General features: G+C 73.4%; 11 protein-coding genes. 6 read left to right on the forward strand and 5 right to left on the reverse strand.

Annotation, left to right across the window (positions count from 1 at the left end):
- The first annotated feature begins 71 nt into the window (after window positions 1-71).
- The 3 genes from Voc01_RS48250 to Voc01_RS48260 all read left to right on the forward strand — a co-directional run bounded on the left by Voc01_RS48250 (window position 72) and on the right by Voc01_RS48260 (window position 3,742).
- Complete coding sequence (locus tag Voc01_RS48250; protein WP_203934540.1) at window positions 72-893, forward strand: ABC transporter ATP-binding protein; 822 nt, start codon at window positions 72-74, stop codon at window positions 891-893.
- Entirely contained in the window at window positions 890-3,436 is a 2,547-nt protein-coding gene (locus tag Voc01_RS48255; protein ID WP_203934541.1) for an ABC transporter permease, read from the forward strand. Before Voc01_RS48250 ends, Voc01_RS48255 begins: the two co-directional genes overlap by 4 nt.
- 84 nt (window positions 3,437-3,520) lie before the next feature.
- Window positions 3,521-3,742: a hypothetical protein gene (locus Voc01_RS48260; RefSeq protein ID WP_203934542.1), complete on the forward strand. Its 222-nt coding sequence runs from the start codon at window positions 3,521-3,523 to the stop codon at window positions 3,740-3,742.
- Here the strand turns inward: Voc01_RS48260 and Voc01_RS48265 are convergent.
- Window positions 3,739-6,282 carry an AfsR/SARP family transcriptional regulator gene (locus tag Voc01_RS48265; protein WP_203934543.1) on the reverse strand — a complete coding sequence of 848 codons (2,544 nt, stop codon included), beginning with the start codon at window positions 6,280-6,282 and terminating at the stop codon, window positions 3,739-3,741. The genes Voc01_RS48260 and Voc01_RS48265 overlap by 4 nt on opposite strands.
- A gap of 139 nt (window positions 6,283-6,421) precedes the next feature.
- Between Voc01_RS48265 and Voc01_RS48270 the strand changes: the two genes are divergently transcribed.
- The 3 genes from Voc01_RS48270 (at window position 6,422) to Voc01_RS48280 (ending at window position 9,746) form a co-directional block, all read left to right on the forward strand.
- Window positions 6,422-7,561 carry an effector-associated domain 2-containing protein gene (locus tag Voc01_RS48270; RefSeq protein ID WP_203934544.1) on the forward strand — a complete coding sequence of 380 codons (1,140 nt, stop codon included), beginning with the start codon at window positions 6,422-6,424 and terminating at the stop codon, window positions 7,559-7,561.
- Window positions 7,562-7,666: 105 nt separating this feature from the next.
- Window positions 7,667-7,888: a hypothetical protein gene (locus tag Voc01_RS48275; protein ID WP_203934545.1), complete on the forward strand. Its 222-nt coding sequence runs from the start codon at window positions 7,667-7,669 to the stop codon at window positions 7,886-7,888.
- Window positions 7,878-9,746, forward strand: a complete 1,869-nt coding sequence (locus Voc01_RS48280; RefSeq protein WP_203934546.1) for an HEXXH motif domain-containing protein — start codon at window positions 7,878-7,880, stop codon at window positions 9,744-9,746. The genes Voc01_RS48275 and Voc01_RS48280 overlap by 11 nt, the downstream gene beginning before the upstream one ends.
- A gap of 9 nt (window positions 9,747-9,755) precedes the next feature.
- On the opposite strand, the gene fxsT is transcribed toward Voc01_RS48280, so the two are convergent.
- From fxsT to Voc01_RS48300, 4 genes are all read right to left on the reverse strand, one after another.
- The gene (gene fxsT, locus Voc01_RS48285) at window positions 9,756-13,997 is read right to left on the reverse strand and encodes an FxSxx-COOH system tetratricopeptide repeat protein (RefSeq protein WP_203934547.1); all 4,242 of its coding nucleotides are present in this window, start codon (window positions 13,995-13,997) and stop codon (window positions 9,756-9,758) included.
- Window positions 13,997-15,028 carry an AAA family ATPase gene (locus Voc01_RS48290; protein WP_203934548.1) on the reverse strand — a complete coding sequence of 344 codons (1,032 nt, stop codon included), beginning with the start codon at window positions 15,026-15,028 and terminating at the stop codon, window positions 13,997-13,999. Before Voc01_RS48290 ends, fxsT begins: the two co-directional genes overlap by 1 nt.
- On the reverse strand, window positions 15,025-16,473 hold the full coding sequence (locus Voc01_RS48295; RefSeq protein ID WP_203934549.1) for a VMAP-C domain-containing protein: 1,449 nt from the start codon (window positions 16,471-16,473) through the stop codon (window positions 15,025-15,027). Before Voc01_RS48295 ends, Voc01_RS48290 begins: the two co-directional genes overlap by 4 nt.
- A gap of 159 nt (window positions 16,474-16,632) precedes the next feature.
- A complete protein-coding gene (locus Voc01_RS48300) occupies window positions 16,633-17,670 on the reverse strand; it encodes a hypothetical protein (protein WP_203934550.1) in 1,038 nt (345 codons plus the stop codon).
- Window positions 17,671-17,780: the final 110 nt, after the last annotated feature.

Raw genomic sequence — 17,780 nt, forward strand, 5'->3', positions numbered from 1 at the left:
CCCAGGGCGTACCCCCGAATCGCCGTCGGGCAGGACGGAATGGGCCGGCAGGTCCCCTAACGTCTGTCGCAATGACTGCGAACGATAGGGGAACCGACGTGACCGGGACGATCGCCGCGACCGGCATCGCCGCGCGGGCTGTGGATGTCTGGAAGGTGTACGGCAGCGGCGAGGCACAGGTCGCCGCACTGCGGGGGGTCAACGTCGAGCTGGCCAGCGGGAAGTTCACCGCGATCATGGGGCCGTCGGGCTCGGGCAAGTCGACGTTGATGCACTGCCTCGCCGGGCTCGACACGGTGGCGCGCGGCCAGGTGTACGTCGGCGACACGTTGCTCACCGGCATGTCCGACCGGCAGCTGACCGAGCTGCGGCGCACCAAGGTCGGGTTCATCTTCCAGCAGTTCAACCTGCTACCGACGCTCAGTGCCGAGGAGAACATCCTGCTGCCGCTGTCGATCGCCGGGCGCAAGCCCGACCGGCAGTGGTTCGACACCGTCATCGACACCGTGGGACTGCGCGACCGGCTGGGTCACCGGCCCTCGCAGCTGTCCGGCGGCCAGCAGCAGCGGGTGGCGTGCGCGCGGGCGCTGGTGTCGCGGCCCGAGGTGGTCTTCGCCGACGAGCCGACCGGCAACCTCGACTCCCGCTCGGGCGCCGAGGTGCTCGGCTTCCTGCGCAACTCGGTGCGCGAGTTCGGCCAGACGATCGTCATGGTGACGCACGACCCGAACGCGGCCTCGTACGCCGACCGGGTCGTGTTCCTCGCCGACGGCGCGGTGGTCGACGAGCTGTTCGAGCCGACCGCCGACGCGGTGCTCGACAAGCTGAAGCACCTCGACGTGGCCGCGGGTCCCGACCTCTCCAAGAAGCCGTCTGAGGGTGCGCGGGCATGATCCGGGCGACGTTCCGCAGCCTGCTGGCGCGCAAGCTCCGGCTGGCCCTGTCGGGGGTGGCCGTGATCCTCGCGGTCACGTTCATCTCGGGGTCGCTCGTGCTCAACGACACGCTCGGGCGCACGTTCGACAACCTGTTCTCCAACGTCTACCAGTACACCGACCTCGAGGTCGCGGCGAAGCCGTCGCTGGAGTTCCAGGGCATCCCGGTGGCGCAGCCGCTGCCGGAGTCCGTGGTCGACCGGGTCGAGGGCGTGTCCGGCGTCAGCAAGGCCGTCGGGTACGTCGCGACCAACGGCGCGCTGGTGCTCGGCAAGGACGGCAAGCTGCTGCCCAACCAGAGCGGCACCCAGCTCGGCGCGAACTGGCTCGGCGACGACCCGGTGATCAGGATGCGCGAGGGCGAGGCGCCACGCGCCGACGACGAGGTGGCGCTCAACGCGCAGGCGGCGAAGGACGGCGACTACAAGGTCGGCCAGACCGTCGTCGTGCGGATCAAGGGTGAGAACCGCGAGTTCCGGATCGTCGGGATCGCCGGCTACACCGGTGGGCGCGACTCGCTCGGCGGCGAGTTCATGGTCTTCTGGAACGACGCGCAGGCCCAGCGGCTCATGCTCGGCGAGACCGGGCTCTGGAGCAACATCGCCGTCGAGGTCGACGACGGCGCCTCGGTGAAGGCCGTGCAGAACGACCTCAAGGCGACACTGGGCGACACCTACACCGTCGAGACCGGCGACGAGCTGGCCGAGAAGAGCTCCGCGCCGCTCAAGGAGATCTTCAACTTCATCAACTACGTGCTGCTCGGCTTCGCCGGGGTGGCGCTGCTGGTCGGCGTCTTCCTGATCCTCAACACGTTCTCGATCATCGTGGCGCAGCGGACCCGGGAGCTGGCGCTGATGCGGGCGATCGGCGCCGGCCGCGGCCAGATGATCGGCTCGGTGATGATCGAGGCCGTGGTCGTGGGCCTGATCGGGTCGGCGGCGGGCCTGCTCCTCGGGGTCGGCCTCGGCTGGGTCGGCGCGTGGGGCCTGGGCAAGCTCGCCGCCGGTGGGCTGGAACTGGCCGGGCTCGGCGTCCCCGCCGCCGCCGTCGTCAGCTCGTTCGTCATCGGGACGACCGTGACCGTGCTCGCCGCGCTGCTGCCGGCGCTGCGCGCCGCCCGGATCCCCCCGGTCGCCGCGATGCGCGACGCCGCCGACACCGACCGGTCGATCGTCGGGCTGACCGTCGCCGGCGGCATCGTCACCGCGACCGGCGTGGCGCTGCTGGTCCTGGGACTGAACGGCACCGGCGACGAGCCGATCCTGCTGGTGCTCGGCGGGATCCTGTTCGGCCTGATCGGCGTGGCGCTGCTGACGCCGCTGCTGTGCCGGCCGGTGGTCTCGGCGGTCGGGCGGATCTTCTCCTGGTCGGTGCCGGGCAAGCTGGGCCGGCGCAACTCCTCGCGCAACCCGCGCCGCACCGCCATCACCGCGGCGGCCGTGATGATCGGCATCGCGCTGATCACCGGCGTGAGCACGATCGTGTCGTCGGTGAGCACCACGATCGACGGCGCGATGGACAAGCAGATGCGGGCCGACATCATCGTCGCCGGCACGCAGACGTCGGAGACGCCGCCGATCCTCGACCAGCCGGCCTACGACAAGGTCAGGGCCCTGCCCGACGTGCGGACCGCGGCGGCGGTGTCGCTGGAGAACTTCGTCGAGGTCGAGGGCGAGGGCGGGTCGCGGGTGTGGGCCTACGACGACTGGGCCGACGCCCGCGAGGTGCTGCAGATGCCGACCGGCACCGGCGACATCACCTCCCTCGACCGCGGCGAGATCATCGCCGACCAGGAGACGGCGAAGGCCTTCGACAAGAAGGCCGGCGACCGGGTGACGCTCGCGCTGCCGCAGGGCGAGCGGACGTTCACGCTGGTCGGCGTCACCGGTCGCACGGAGGTGAACACCGGCTGGATCGTCAACCACGACGACGCGGTCGAGCTGTTCAAGACTCCACAGTGGACGATGGCCTACCTGACCCTGGACGACGGCGCCTCGGTGACGGCGGTCAAGGACCAGGTCGACGACGTGCTGGCCAACAGCCCCGAGGTGTCGGCGCAGACCCGCGACGAGTACATCGGCAGCCAGACGGTCATCTTCGACTTCCTCCTCGGCGCGGTGCAGGTGCTGCTGCTGGTGGCGATCGCCATCTCGGTGCTCGGCATCATCAACACGCTGGTGCTGTCGGTGCTCGAACGCACCCGGGAGCTGGGCATGCTGCGGGCCATCGGCCTGCGGCGCAGCCAGACCATGCGGATGATCACCGTCGAGTCGGTGGTGATCTCGCTGTTCGGCACGATCCTCGGCCTCGGTGTGGGCCTGGGACTGGGCGTGGCGGTGGTCGAGGCCCTGAAGGACGACGGCATCACGTCGCTGACGCTGCCGGTCGGGCTGATGGTGGTGTACCTGTTCGCGGCGGTCGTCATCGGCGTGGCCGCCGCGGTGATCCCGGCGGTGCGGGCGGCGCGGTTGAACGTGCTGAACGCGATCGCGTACGAGTAGGCGCTGCGCCGACAGCTGATGCCGCGGCCGTGCTCCCCCACGGTCGCGGCATCTCCGTGCGTCGATCGATGCCACAATGACCGCATGGAAACCGGGAACCGCGATCCGTACGGCGGTCTGCTCATCTGGGTCGTCGTCACCATCGGATTCCTGCTCGCCGCCGCGCTGTGGGCCTGGCCGCACGTGCCGGCCGGGGCGAAGTACGCGTTCTTCTTCGGCGTGTTCGTCGCGATGTACGCCGTGGCCACGGGCTTCGCGCTCCTGTCGCGGGCGCACGACGCGGCCCGGCGCCGGCGCCGGCGCTAGCAGAGGTCGCAGTGCGGTGAGTCCGGGTCCTCGAGGTGGGCCCGGACCAGTGCCGCCTGGGGTGCCCCCAGGTCGGCGAAGATCGTCAGCGCCGCCCGCCACGCCGACCGGTCGCCGGTCGCGTGGGCGAGCCCGTCGAGGGCCAGCGCCTCCTGCATCCGGAACCGGCCGGCCCGGGCGAGGTCGCGGGCCAGCCGGAACGGCGCCTCGGCGGGCGCGCCGACGCGTAGCGACGTCTCGCCGATGCCGAGCAGGATCCCCCGTTCGGCCGCCGTGCTCCCGGCGTGCCGGGCCATCGTCAGGGCCCGGTGGTGGTGCGCGAGGGCCTCGGCGGGCCGGCCGAGGCGGCCCTCGGTGAGGGCGAGGTTGTTCAGCCCCACGGCGACGATGCGGGAGTGGTCGTGCTCGATGGCCAGCGCGCGGCGCAGGTACCCGGCCGCCTCGGCGTCGCGGTGCATCAGGTGGGCGAGCATGCCGAGGCTGGTCAGCGCCGCCGCGCGCAGGCCCGGGTCGTCGGTCGTGGGCAGGATGGCCGCGAAGTGCGCCATGCCGGCGGCAAGGTCGCCGGTCCACATCGCCCGGGTGCCGAGGCCGAACCGCAGCAGGGTGGCGCCGGCGGCGTCGGCGTGGAGCAGCGCGTGGTCGGCGGCGCGGAGCCAGTCGGCGAACAGGCCGCGGTGCTCGAAGTACGGCCGTAACGCGTGGGCGAGCCGCCAGTCGTGCACGGTGGTGGCCAGCGCCACCAGGGCCGGCCGTTCGGCGTCGAGCCAGTCCAGCGCGCGGTCGACGCCGGGATCGCGGCCGTCGGCGACGCGGGCGGTGGCGGCGGTCGCCGCGTCGAGGTAGTGGTCGTACAGACGCGCCCGGGCGGTGGTGACCTCGTCCGGGTCGCACAGCGTGCGGGCGTACCCGCGGAGCAGGTCGTGGAACGAGTAGCGGCCCGCCGCCGGCTGGGTGAGCAGGTGCAGGTCGACCAGCGACTCCAGCATCGGCTCCACGTCGGTGAGTCCGGTCAGCGCGGCGGCCGAGCCGGCGTCGAAGTCGGCGCCGGGGTGGTGGCCGAGCAGCCGGAACAGGCGGTGCCGGCCGCCGTCGAGGCAGCCGGTCGACAACGCGAACGCCGGTTCCACGCCCCGGTCGGCGAGCGTCAGCTCCCCCAGCCCGCCGGTCGACAGCCGCCGTTCCAGCGCCGCCACCGTCCACATCGGACGGTGGGCGAGCCGGGCGCCGGCGATGCGGATCGCCAGCGGCAGGCGCCCGCACAGGTCGACCACCCGGGCGGCCGCGGCGGGTTCGTCCCGGACCCGGTCGGCGCCGGCGACCGCCGCCAGCAGGTCCAGCGCGTCGGTCCGGGGCGGCACGTCGAGCGAGAGCACCGTGGCGCCGTCGAGCCCGCCGAGTCGCCGCCGGCTGGTCACGATCGCGCGGCACCCCGACGTGCCCGGCAGCAGTGGACGGACCTGCTCCGCGCTCTCGGCGTTGTCGAGCACCACCAGCACGCGCCGGCCGGCGAGCTCGGCGCGCCACCGGGCGGTGCGCGCGGCGAGGCCGTCGGGAACGTCGTCGGGCTGCACGCCGAGCATGCGCAGCAGCAGGTCGAGGGCGGCCCCGGCGTCGAGCGGCCGCCCGCCGGGGGTGTGCGCGCGCAGGTCGCAGAACAGCTGCCCGTCGGGGTAGGCGTCGGCGAGACGGTGCGCGGCGTGCACCGCGAGCGCGGTCTTGCCGACCCCGGCCATGCCGTCGATCGCGGTGATGGCGGCCGCCGCGCGCAGGCTCGCCTCCTCCGCGGCGCGGCCGCGGAAGTCGGGGAGGTCGTACGGCAGCGTCGTGGTCGCTGTGGAGGGGGGACGCGCGTGAGGCCGCCTCGGGTACGTCCGGAGCAGCCGTTGATGGGTCTCCGCGAGCTCGGGTCCCGGATCCACGCCCAGCTCGTCCGCGAGGAGAGCACGGGTCCGGGCGAACAGCGTCAACGCGTCCGCGCGGCGTCCGCACCGGTCGAGCGCGACCATCAGGCGGACGCAGAGGGTCTCCCGCAACGGGTGCTCCCGCACCGCCGCGGTGAGCCCGGCCACGGCGGCGGCCGCGTCGCCGGCCGCGAGCCGCCGGTCGGCGAGCGTTTCGACGGCCGCGAGCCGGCGCTCGTCGAGCGCCGCGGCACGGGCCCGGACCACCCGGCTGTCGATGCCGGCGAGGGCCGGTCCGCGCCAGAGCGCCAGCGCAGCCTCCTCGTTGCCGGCGGCGAGCAGCCCGGCGAACGTGTGCGCGTCGAGGGTGCCGGGTTCGATGCGGTACCCGGGCCCGTCGGTGCCGATCGCGCCCGGCAGCCTCCCGCGCAGCCCGGCGACCAGCTTGTGCACCTGGTGCCGGGCCGTGGCGGGCTCCTCCCCGTCCCACGCCACCCCGATCAACGCCTCGACGGTGACCACCCGGTGCGCGTCGAGCAGGAGCGCGGCGAGCACCTTGGCGGGCTGCCGCCCACCGACGTGCACCCGGCGCCCCGCGCTCCAGACCTCCAGCGGACCGAGGACCCGGAACTCCATCCGCGTCACGCTACCGGCGCCACGGCCCGGTGCCGGTTCCCGCGTCCGACCTGCCGCCGAAACGGTCACGAACCGCAACCGGTGTCGATGTAACCGGGTTCGCCCGTGGTGAGTCGTCCCCTCGGCTACGGTTCTGTCCGTGCCCAGGGACCTCTCCCCCATCACACGTCCCCCCGCCGACGCCGTTCCCCCCGACGTGCGTGACGCCGTCGCCGTGGTGGTGGGCATCGACCGCTACGGCGACGAGCCCCGCTGGGACCTGGCCGGCCCGGTCGCCGACGCGGCGCGCTTCGCGGAGTGGTTCCGGTCGGTCGGCGTCCCCGAGATCACGGTGCTGGCCTCTCCCGTTCCGTCCGGCCTTCCGGACGGCGTCGAGGTGCTGCCGGCCGACCGCGCCACGGTGCGCGAGGTGCTGGTGCGCCGGCCGGCGACACAGACCCGGTCGACCCTGTTCGTGGTGTGGGGCGGCCACGGTTTCGTCGACGTGCACCGCCGGCGCCGGCTCTACTACGCCGACACGACCCCGGCCGACCCCCTCGACCTCGACCTCGACGCGCTCCTGGCCCGCTTCGCCTCCGACCGGGTGCCGCGGCTCGACCGCCAGTACTGGATCGTCGACGCGTGCCAGGTCCACGGCCCGCACGGCCCCAGCCCGCGGGTGACCGGCCACGAGACGTTCGAGGCCGGCGACGCCGTACCCGGCCGCGCCCAGGACGTGCTGTTCGCCGCCGGCTTCGGCCAGCCCGCCCTGGACCTGGTCGCCGCACGCACCGGGGTCTTCAGCCGCGAGGTGCTGCGCGTCCTGACCGCCGACGGCGTGTCCGCCCTTCCCGACCTGCCGGCCCGCCTGCGCGCGGTGTTCAGCGACCTCCGCGCCCAGGGCCGGACCTCGCAGACGCCCACGTACCTCTGGCACCGCACCGCCACCGGCAACGAGGGGCACCTCCTGCGGCCCGCCGGTACCGCACCCGCGCCGGCCGCCGAACCCCGCCTGACCGCCGCCGCCCTGCTTCCCGCTGTGGAGGCCCTGGAGTCGGTGCCCGAGTTCCAGAGCCCCACCGCCCGCGAGGAGATCCTCCGTCTCCTGCGCGGCCGCGTCTACACGGCCATCCCCCGCCAGCAGACGGCCAGGCTGGAGGCGGTGAGCGTCATCCGCACGTGCATGAGGTTCCCCGGCGGTCTGGAGGAGCTGGTGGAGGCCGTGCGGTTCTTCGCGTCGGGCGACCCGTCGATGGACCGCTTCGAGGCCGCCACCCGGCGACTCGGGGCACCCCCCTGATGGGTGTAATTCGCACCCGACACGTTGCACACCCCACCCGTTTTTCCCGCAGTGTTCATGGCAGGATGAGCCCCGTCTGCCGTGCGAACGGGCGAAGGGGCCTGGGTGATTGGCGTGCCGAGGGAAGGCATCGAGTCTGAGCTGCTCGATTTATCCAGGGTCACCATCGCGATGCTGAGGTCAGCGGATTCGGCTGATCTCGACGCGGCTTCCGCCCGGGTGGCGGCGCGGATAGCCGACTCCCTGGGCAGCATCAGCGGGTACCAGGGCTCGTTCTCCGGACAGATGCGGCCTTCCGAGGAAGCACCGGCAGACAGTGCCGGCTGACGACGTCGCCCTGCTCGGCTCGCGTCACCGGGTCTCACCTGACGACTTCGAGTCGCTCGCGCGCGGCGTCGGCGACGAGGACGTGGTCGCCGCCCTCTGGCAGTCCGAACGGAGCTGGCGGCTGACGGTGGTGCGTCGCCTGCTGGAGTCCGACACCGACGGGATCATGGCGACCGGTCCCCTGCCGGGGCTGGACGTCGCGTGGGCGGTGCTGGTCCGGGCCGACGAGCGCGACCCCGACGTCACGGAGGAACTGCTCGCCCGGCCCGAGGTCGGCATCTGGGCCGCGCACACGCTGCGGCGCGTGCAGACGGCCCCGTTCTCCGACGTTCCGCTCTGGGTCGACCTCGGGTACGTGCACGCTCTCGCCGCGGCGGCCGCGATCCGCACCGGCCTGACGGTCGAGCTCGACATCCCCGTCCGCAACGGCACCGCGGTCGTTCCGACGGTGGGCGCGGCCGTGGCGCCGTCCGACGCCCGGTTCGGTACGGCCCCGTTCGGTACCGCCCGGGTCCACAGCGGCACGGGCGAGATCACCTTTGCCGGTGCCACGGTACGGATCGGCGCGGGACGTCCGGGGTGGAGCGAGGCCGTCCGGGTCGATACGTCGGCCGACGGAATCGACCTCCGGGTGGATCTCGCCGACCGCGACGTCTACCGCGACCTGCGGGGCCCGGCCGTTCCCCGCCCGCTGGACACGGCCGAGGTCGACCGGTGGCGCAGCGTCGTCGGCGAGGCGTGGGCGATCCTCGTCCGCGACCACGAGCCGGCCGCGCGGGCGATCGCGGCCGGGCTGCGCGTGTTGGCTCCCGTCGCCGCGAAGGAGCCGTTCCGTCAGCTGTCCGCGTCGGGCGGCGAGGCGTTCGGCGGGGTGCTGCTGTCGTTCCCCGACGACGCGACACAGCTCGCGGTGACGCTCGTCCACGAGTTCCAGCACCAGAAACTCGGCGCGCTGCTCCACCTGCTGACCCTGACCCGGGAGGTACCGACGACCCGGTACTACGCCGGGTGGCGCGACGATCCGCGGCCGGCCAGCGGCCTTCTCCAGGGTGCGTACGCCTTCGCCGGAGTCACCGGGTTCTGGCTCGTCCACCGCACCCGGTGCGAGCCGGCGCAGGTGGCGCTGGCCCAGTTCGAGTTCGCCCTGTGGCGTCAGCAGACCCACCTGGTGCTGCGGACCCTGCTCGCGTCGGGACAGCTGACCGGGCACGGCGAACGGCTGACGGGAACCCTCCTCGACCAGGTCGAGGACTACCTGCGCCAACCGGTGCCGCGGGCGGAGTACGCCCTGGCCACCGATCTGGCACTCGACCACGCGGCGCTGTGGCGGGCGCACAACGTCGTCGTGCCCGACGCCGCCGTCGCCGACCTGGTCTCCGCCCGTGAGCGCGGCGCGCCGGCGCCGGTTCCCGACCGGTCCTCGCTGGCCGTTCGCGCGGTACCCGACGTGGGCCTGCTCGACGCACGCGCGGTGCTCGCCCGGTACCGCCTGACCCGGCCCTCGACCTTCGACCTGTTCCGCGCCGATCCGGGCACGGTTGGCCGCACCGTGACCGGCGCGTCCGCCGCCGACGTCGCGTGGGTGGCGGGCGACCGGGAGCTGGCGTACCGGGGCTACCTGGATCAGCTCTCCGCCGCGCCCGACGACATCCACAGCCTGGTCGGGCTCGGCCTGTCCCGGCCCGGTCGGCCGACCGACCCGGCCGCCCGGGCGCTGATCGGCCGGCCCGAGCTGGTCCGGGCGGTCATGGCCCGGTCGACCCCGTCCACCCCGGCCGACGTCGTCGACGTCGCCCGCTGGATCGGCGCGCACCTGCCACCGGCCGACCCCGAGCCGGTGGGGTGGACGGCGGTCTGACGCCCGGGGTCAGAGCGGCAGCGGGTCGATGTCGCAGTTGGCCCGGACGCCCTGGCCCGCGGCGATCGTGGCCGGGTGCTCGGCGCCGAGAACGCTCATGAACCGCGTCATCGTGTCGTCCTGCATGGTCACCGCCTCGGCCACCCGGCCGATCGCGCGCTGGTCGAGGCTCAGGTTCAGGGCGCACGACAACGTCGTCGGGTGGTTGCTGCCGAGCAGCTCGCGGCAGCGGCGGAGCAGGTCGAGGTCGAGGTCGTAGGCGGCCGTGTGGTCGCCGAGCGCGGCATGGTCGCTGGCGAGGTTGATGCCGCTGGACAGGACGAGAGCGTGCCGCTCGCCGAGGCGTTCGGCCAGCACCCGGTACGCCCGCTCGCTCAACGCGCGCGCCTCGGCGACCTGTCCGGTGAGCCGGAGAGTGACAGCGTGATCGACCTCGGCACCAGCGGTGTGTGGGTGAGTAGCACGGTACAGAGCCCGCAGGCTCTCCACCGCCGCCTGACCGGCCTCCAGCGCGCCGTCGAGGTCCCCCGTGACCCGCATGTCGATCGAGGACGTCAGCTTCGCCAGCACGGTGTCGGGATGGCTGTCGCCGAACCGGTATGTGTACCGACGCAGCGCGCCGGCCGAGGTCCGCAGCGCTCCCGCGAGGTCACCGGCCTTGCGGCGGAAGCTCGCCAGGCTCAGCGTCTGCAGGAGCAGATCCGGGTGGTCGTCGGTCGGGACGAGGCGGCGGGCGGTCTCGACCACGGTCTCCTGCTGGTTGACCGCCGTCACCCAGTCGCCGAGTTCGCGGCGGTCGAGGTTGATGCCGCCGAAGGTGTCCAGGGTGATGAGGTGGTCCGTTCCGTACATGAGGATGAGGCGCCGGTAGGTCTGTTCGTCCAGTTGCAACGCCCGGCCGTACAGGCCCGAGTGGCGCATGCTCACCGCGAGGTTGTGCGCCGCCCGCAGGGTCTCCGGGTCCTCGTCGCCGAAGTTGCGTTGCGCGCGCTCGTACACCGTCTGGGACTGGTCGAGCGCGCTGGCGAAGTCACCGCCGACCCGGTAGTCCGCCGCCACGGCGCCGATCGCGTTGAGGGTCTCCTGGCTGTCCTCGCCGAAGGTCTCGCGGTTGAGCTCCACGGTGCGGGCGTTGATGCGGTACGCGGCCGGGAAGTCGCCGACGACGAAGTACATGTAGCCCAGCCACGACGCCATCTGCAGGGTGTCGGGGTGGTCCTCGCCCAGCGCCTCGGTCCAGGCGTCGTGGGCCCGCAGGGCGAAGTCGCGGGCACCGGTGAAGTCGCCCCAGCGCCACAGGTACTTGGCCTCGTTGAGGATCAGGGTGTGCACCCGCTCGTCGACCGAGCGCTCGGCGGCCGACGCGATGATGTGCGGGTACAGCTCGCCGAACAGGGGCCAGTTCGGGGCCTCGTCGGGGAAGGCCGGGTCGGCACCGGCCAGGAGCCGGTGTGCGGCCTGCCGCAGGGTCTCCTGGTCGTCGGCGCTCAGCTGGGCGGTGAGCACCCGCTGGGCGAGGCGGTGCATCTGGAACGAGTTCGACCGGTAGTCCATGCGGGCCAACGAGAACCGGCTGATCGACCGGATCGCCTGGTTGAGCCGGTTGTCGTTGCGCAGCACGCGGTCGAGGTCGGGGTGCACGCTGGCCCGGCCGGCCCGTTGGAGCAGGGCCTTGCTGATCGGCTCCGGCGCGAGGAACGCGACCACCTGCAGCAGCCGCAGGGCCTCCCGGTCGCGCTTCTCCACGGCGTCGAGGGCGATGTTCCAGGCGGCGGCGACGAAGTCGGGGAAGTCCTGCTCGCCCTCCACGTCGCGGAAGTCGGGCAGGATCTCGGTCAGCTTCTGCAGGTACTCGTCGGCCGGCATGTCGGTCGCGGCCCGGTAGGCGGCCGCCAGCTCGATGGCCAGCGGCAGGTCGCGCAGCGCGGCGGCCAGGCGGTCGGCGTCCTCGATGCTGAGGGCGGGGCTGCGCTTGCGGAGCATCTCGATGCTCTCGTGCCGGTCGAACACGTCGACCCGCAGGCCGTTGGCGACCTCGGTCCACGCCGCGTTGCGGGACGTGACCACGATGCTGCCGGGCCCGTGTTCCGGGAAGAACCGCTGCACGTCCTCCGGCGACTCGGCGTTGTCGAAGATCAGCAGCCAGTTCGAGTGCGGACGGCCGATGCGCAACGCGTCGAGGACCAGGGGCACGGCGGTGTTCGCGGTCGTGGCGGAGATGTCGAGCCGCTGGGCCAGCTCGACGAGGGCCGACACGATCTGGGCCGGCCGCTCGGCCGGGATCCACCAGATCAGGTCGTAGTCCTTCAGGTGCTGGTAGACGTACTCGACCACGAGCTGCGACTTGCCCACCCCACCCGAGCCGTGCACGGCCTCCGGCAGCACCGCCGTGGTGCCGGCGCGCAGCCGGCGGTGCAGCGCGTCGAGCAGGTCGCGCCGTCCCGTGAAGTTGGGGTTCTGCGGCGGCAGGTTGTTCGCGACGGCGTTCGGCCGTCCCTCGGGTGGCGCGTCGGGCCGGCCCGCGCCGGAGTGTCCCTCTGCCGGAGCGTCAGCGTCGGGCGTGCGGAAGTCTGGCGCTTCAGGCATGGGCTGCTCCGTGGTCGGGGGGTGTTCTTCCGGGACGGGGTGTCCGTTCCCGGACGGGGGTGGTGCGCCGAGGGCGTGCCTCAGACGTCGTGCGGCGGCCAGGTGCGGTCCGCTGAGGGCCTGGTAGACGGTCAGCTCGACCCGTACGTAGGGCGCGTCGGCGGGGTCGACCACCGGGGTGTGCTCGGCGCGGGGGTCGCGCACCCGGGCGCCCATTCCGCGGACGGCCGGCACGCTCGCGGCGAGGATGTCCTCGACCAGGTGCATCACCGCGATCGTGCGGTCGCGCTGGCCCAGTGACAGCAGTCGTTCGCGCACGCCGTCGACGAACTCGTAGGTGATGGCGCCCGGCTTGCGCCGTCCCGGTGGCGGGCCGGTCGGGCGCACCAGGTCGCTGGACAGCACCTCGACCAGGTGGCTCGGCCCGGCCCGCGGGGTCGACCGCTGCACCGCCCAGATGACCTCGTCGGTCAGGGGTGCGGCGGCCAGGCGGGCGGCCAGGGCGCAGGCCGTCGGGGTGCGGGAGGCCCGGAACTCGGCGACGAGGTCGGCCGGTGTCTGCGGGCCGCCGGTCGGCGGCGGCTGGTAGGACGGCGAGGCGATCACGGCCGGCAGCGTGACCGGGCCGGTGACGGTGCCGGCCGCCAGCCGGGACCACCGCCGCAGCCAGCCCTCCCCCAGCTCCAGGACGGGCACGGCCACCGTTCCGGGTTCGAAGTCGGAGGCCGCCCGCTTGCCGAGGCCGCTCTCCGTCCAGGCCATGCCGCCGGTGCTGCGCGCCGGGCCGTACGGGTGCCAGGTGACCTCGGTGGTGGCCAGCGTCTGCCGCCACAGCTCCTGCGGCATCAGGTGCACGACGGTGACCAGCATGCTCGCCGACCAGCGGGCCAGGGCCCGGTGCACGACGCCGCGGCGCCACAGGGCCGACCAGCTGTGGGTCACCAGGAAGATCATGCGCCGGCCGGTGAGGTCGACGATGCCGGCGGCAGACTCGGACGGGCCGTCGGGGCCCGACCGCAGGGCCAGGGCGCCGCGGTCGCCCTCGACCAGCCAGCGCACCTGGACGGTGCGGAACGCCGCCTGCCGGCGCAGGCCCGCCACGAAGTCGGCGAGGGGCTCGCGCCAGGCGTCGATGAGCGGGCTCTCGTCGATGACGACCACCGCGTCCCAGCGGCGCTCGTCGGTGGGACGCAGCACCGGGGTCCACCGCCGGGTGACGGCGCCGAGTTCGGCCGTCGCCTCCTCGTCGAGCTCCCGGGCGGCCGGTGACCCGACGGTCAGCCGCAGGGCGCTGAGGGTGTCGGCCCGCGACGGCACCCGGTCGGATCCGGCCGCCGACCCACCGGTCAACGGACCCTCCCAGACCCGGGCCGCCGGGTCGCCTGCGTCGTCGGGGGGAACGGGGAGGAAGTACGGCTCGTCGTCGGCGGGCGGCCGCGCGGTCGGCAGGTCGGGTGGTGCGGTGGTCGACGGGTCCGTCGCCTCGTCGGTGCCGTCGTCGGTGTCGGGCGCCGTACCGGTCGGGTCGGTGTCCTCTGTGGACGGTGGACCGAACCCGGGCCGGCTGGCAAGCCATACGGCGTCGGCGATCTCGAACCCGGCGAGCCTGCCCACGCGGGGCCACTGGCGCGGGGGCGGCGGCTGGGGCCGCATCGGATCGTCCACTACGGCCTGCCCGGCGCCAGCCTGCGCCACACGGCGTCGAGCAGCTTCGGCCAGTCGCCGTCGGTCGCCTGCGGGTCGACGCCCGACGACGCGAGGAAGACGGCGTTGAGAAGCTGGTCGGCCGCGATCGTGCCGCGTTCGCCGCGCCGCTCGACGAACGCCCGGATCAGCTCACGTACCTGGCCGTCGGGCGCCGCGAAGTGCGCGGCCACCAGGTCGGCCAGTCCGGACTCGTCGAGGTCGGGCAGGTCCAGGCGCAGACACCGGCGCAGGAACGGCGCGGGGAAGTCGCGCTCGCCGTTGGAGGTGATGACGACCACCGGGAACGCGTGGCACTTCACCACGCCGCCCTCGATCGCGGCCCGGCTGCCGGGGTCGGCGGTGTGTACCTCGACCCGCGCCTGCCGGCTGCGCAGCCGGATGAGCTCGGGCACCGTGTAGGTGCCGTCCTCGAAGGCGTTCAGGAGGTCGTTGGGCAGGTCGATGTCGCTCTTGTCGAGCTCGTCGACGAGCAGGACGCGGGGACGGGCGTACGGCAGCAACGCCGTTCCCAGCGGCCCGAGGTGGATGAAGTCGCCGATCGTCGACCCGCGCGGACCGGTGTCCTCCGGACCCGCCGGCTCGGACGCCGCCTGCGCGCGGCCGATGGCGTCGTAGTCGTAGAGCCCCATGCGCAGCGTCGACCTCGACGTGATCGACCAGTGCAGCACCCGGCCGAGGCCGAGGTCGCGGGCCAGCTGGTAGGCCAGGCTCGACTTTCCGACGCCGGGGTTGCCGGTGACCAGCAGCGGGCGGCGCAGCCGCAGCGCCGCGTTGATGATGTCGAGCTGGTCGCGCTTCGGGCGCACCGCCGCCGCCCGGCCGAGCCGTCGTTCGGCCTCCTCGGGCTCGTCGGGTGGCGGGGGAAGATCGGGGCCGCCGCGGAAGTCGCGCCACGGCGGCGGTTCCGGCCAGTCGCCGGTCGCGGCCAGTCCGGACCCGTCGTAGATCCACCACCCCGAGCGACCGGAACCACGTCCGTTCTCGCTCATGGCCGGACCTCCCCGACCCCGCCGGCGGAGGCTCGGTGTGGCAGACGGTCGGGATCGTCCCACAGGATCACGATGCCGTTGCCGACGTGCCGGGTCCGCCGTTCGGAGCCCTCTCCCCACGCACGTTTCCTCAACTCTGCGACATGGGCCGGGAGTTCCGCTAGCCCCGAACCCAGAAGCGCATCCCGGATCATCGATGCCACGGTCTCGCACCGCTCCGGACGTGGATAGGTTCTCCGGTGCCACAGCACGGCCGGAAGTCCGGCCCGGAGACCGGCCAGCAACTGCCGTTCCCCGATGCCTCCCGGCACGGGCGGTTCACTGAGCACCAGCACGACGGTTCCTCCACTCAGGCTCGCTTCGACCTGCACGGCGCCGCTTCCGTCGGCGGCGCAGTGCAGCACGACATCGGTGAGCTCCGCGGTCTCGCGGCGCTGCCAGCGCATGCGCCACACGCGGTGCCACTCCGTCGAACGGAGCCGGGTCAGGCTCCGCACGCAGATCGGGTACTTGATGGCGAGCGGGGTCGCCTCGACCGACCGCAGCTCCCGGCGGAACTCCTCGACCGGCAGGTCGAGCATCGAGTCGGGGAGCACGAACTCGATCGTCACCGGGCCCATCCGGTCGGCCCACTCGCGCTCGACCTCGACGACGATCTCCTCGACGACGGTCTCGAGGTCGGCCTCGCTCACCCGGCGGTCCCGGCCGCGGACCGGCCGCCAGACGGTGGCCCACTGCCGCCAGTGCGAGACGAGGTACGAGTCGCCGTCGCCGCCGTACTTCTCGAACTGGATGATCAGGTACGCCATGTCGCCGAAGGGCGGCACCGGCGCGGCCGGCGCCGGCTGGTCGACGATCTCCCACCGGGCGAACAGCGCGCCGAGCAGGTTCCGCAGCCGCGCCCGGGTGGCGAACGGTAGCGACGGGGCGACCTTCTGCAGGAACCGCAGGCAGGGCAGCGTGCCCTCGACCGCGTTCTCCCCGGCGAGGTTCGCGAACAGCTGCCAGCCGGTGACGCAGTACCCGGGCGGCTCGTCCATCCGCGCCTCGACGGCGTGCCGGTACACGTCGCCCGAGGCGGGCAGCGCGTCGAGCACGTCCTTGAGCCACAGAACGTCGACGCCGGTGGGCAGCTCGACGACGTGCCACTCGTCGACCCAGCGCAGGATGCTCGTCGTCTCGTGGCTGTCGGGATCGAGCAGCTTCATGCTCTCGGCGATCGACCGCATCCCGTCGACGCGGCGGCTGCAGTGGTTGACGACCTTGACCACGCGGGACTGGAACGTACCCTGGCCGATCCGGTGGACGGCGTCGCTGAGAGCGAGGCTCAACTCGTGCAGGAACAACGACCAGCCGTCCGCGGTCTGCAGGACCGGCGCCACCACCATCGCCTCGATCAGTTCCCGGCGGATGCGGCGCCGGTACGCGGCTACCTCCGCGTCCACCCCCTCATGGCCGTCAACCACGGGCCGCCCCGGCGTCGCCAACCGTATCGACGGCTACCACGTCGCGTGACATACAGGCATGCTATGCGGCGGTCAGCCACTCCGTAACCAGCCATGTCGCCCGTATGGTGCGGGCCGGGCAGGATCCGGACAACCCGTTCAGCCGAGGGCGTGCCGCAGTCGCCGGGCCGCCACCAGGTGGGGACCGCTGAGCGCCTGGTGCACGGCGAGTTCGACGCGGCGGTAGGGCGTGTCGGCCGGGTCCACCGGGTGCGGCTCGACGCGGTCCGGCTCGCGGACGCGCCGTACCAGGCCGCGCACCGCCGGAACGGACGCCGCCAGCGACTCCTCCACGATGTGCTGCACCGCCATCGTGCGGTCGCGGTGCCCGAACGCGAGCAGCCGTTCGCGGATACCGTCGACGAACTCGAACCGGATGGCGCCCGAGCCGGTGGCCGCGCACGGGCGCACCAGGTCGCTCGACAGCACCTCGACCAGGTGGCCCGTGGTCGACCGGGGTACCGAGCGGTGGATGGCCCCGATCGTCTCGTCGGTGAGCGGTGCCGCGGCGAGCCGGATCGCGAGGCCGAACGCCGCGCGGCTGCGCCCGGCCCGGAACTGCGCCACCAGGTCGGCCGGCGGCACCGGTTCGGGCGACCGGGCCGGTGGTCGGTAGCCGGGCGAGGTGACGAGCGCCGGCAGGGTGACCGGGGCCGTGCCCGTCAGCAGGCCGGCCCACCGCCGCAGCCACCCGTCGCCGGTCTCGATCACGGGAACGGCCACGGTGCCGGGGACGACGGCGCGGCTGCCCAGGCCGGTCTCGGACCAGGCCATGCCCGCCGTGGTCCGGGCCGTATTCCGGGACGGACGCCAGGTGACCTCGACGGTGTCGACCGACTGCCGCCACGCCTCCTGCGGCATCAGCTGCACCACGGTGACGACGGCGGTGCCGGCCCAGGCCGCCAGCAGCCGGTGCACGGCGCCGCCGCGCCACGCCGGCGACCAGCCGTCGGTCACCACGAACACCGCACCGGTCGGTGCGGCGCCGGGGCCGTCGGCGAGCGACCGCACCCGGAGACCGCCGGACGGGGCCACCCGTCCGGCGAAGGCGTCGACGGCGTCGTGCCAGGCACCGGCCAGCGGCCCTTCGTCGACGACCACCACCGGCCCGCGGCCAGGCGCGCTGAAGCTGGGCACAGAGATCCCTTCCCCCGTCGGTGAACCGCCACCAGTGAATCGGAACAGCGTCGGAAGTCAGTGGTACATCGGGTATCCGACTCACGTTCGGCGCCGTCTCAGGGTTGAAC

The sequence above is a fragment of the Virgisporangium ochraceum genome (assembly GCF_016863655.1).
Lineage (GTDB): Bacteria > Actinomycetota > Actinomycetes > Mycobacteriales > Micromonosporaceae > Virgisporangium > Virgisporangium ochraceum.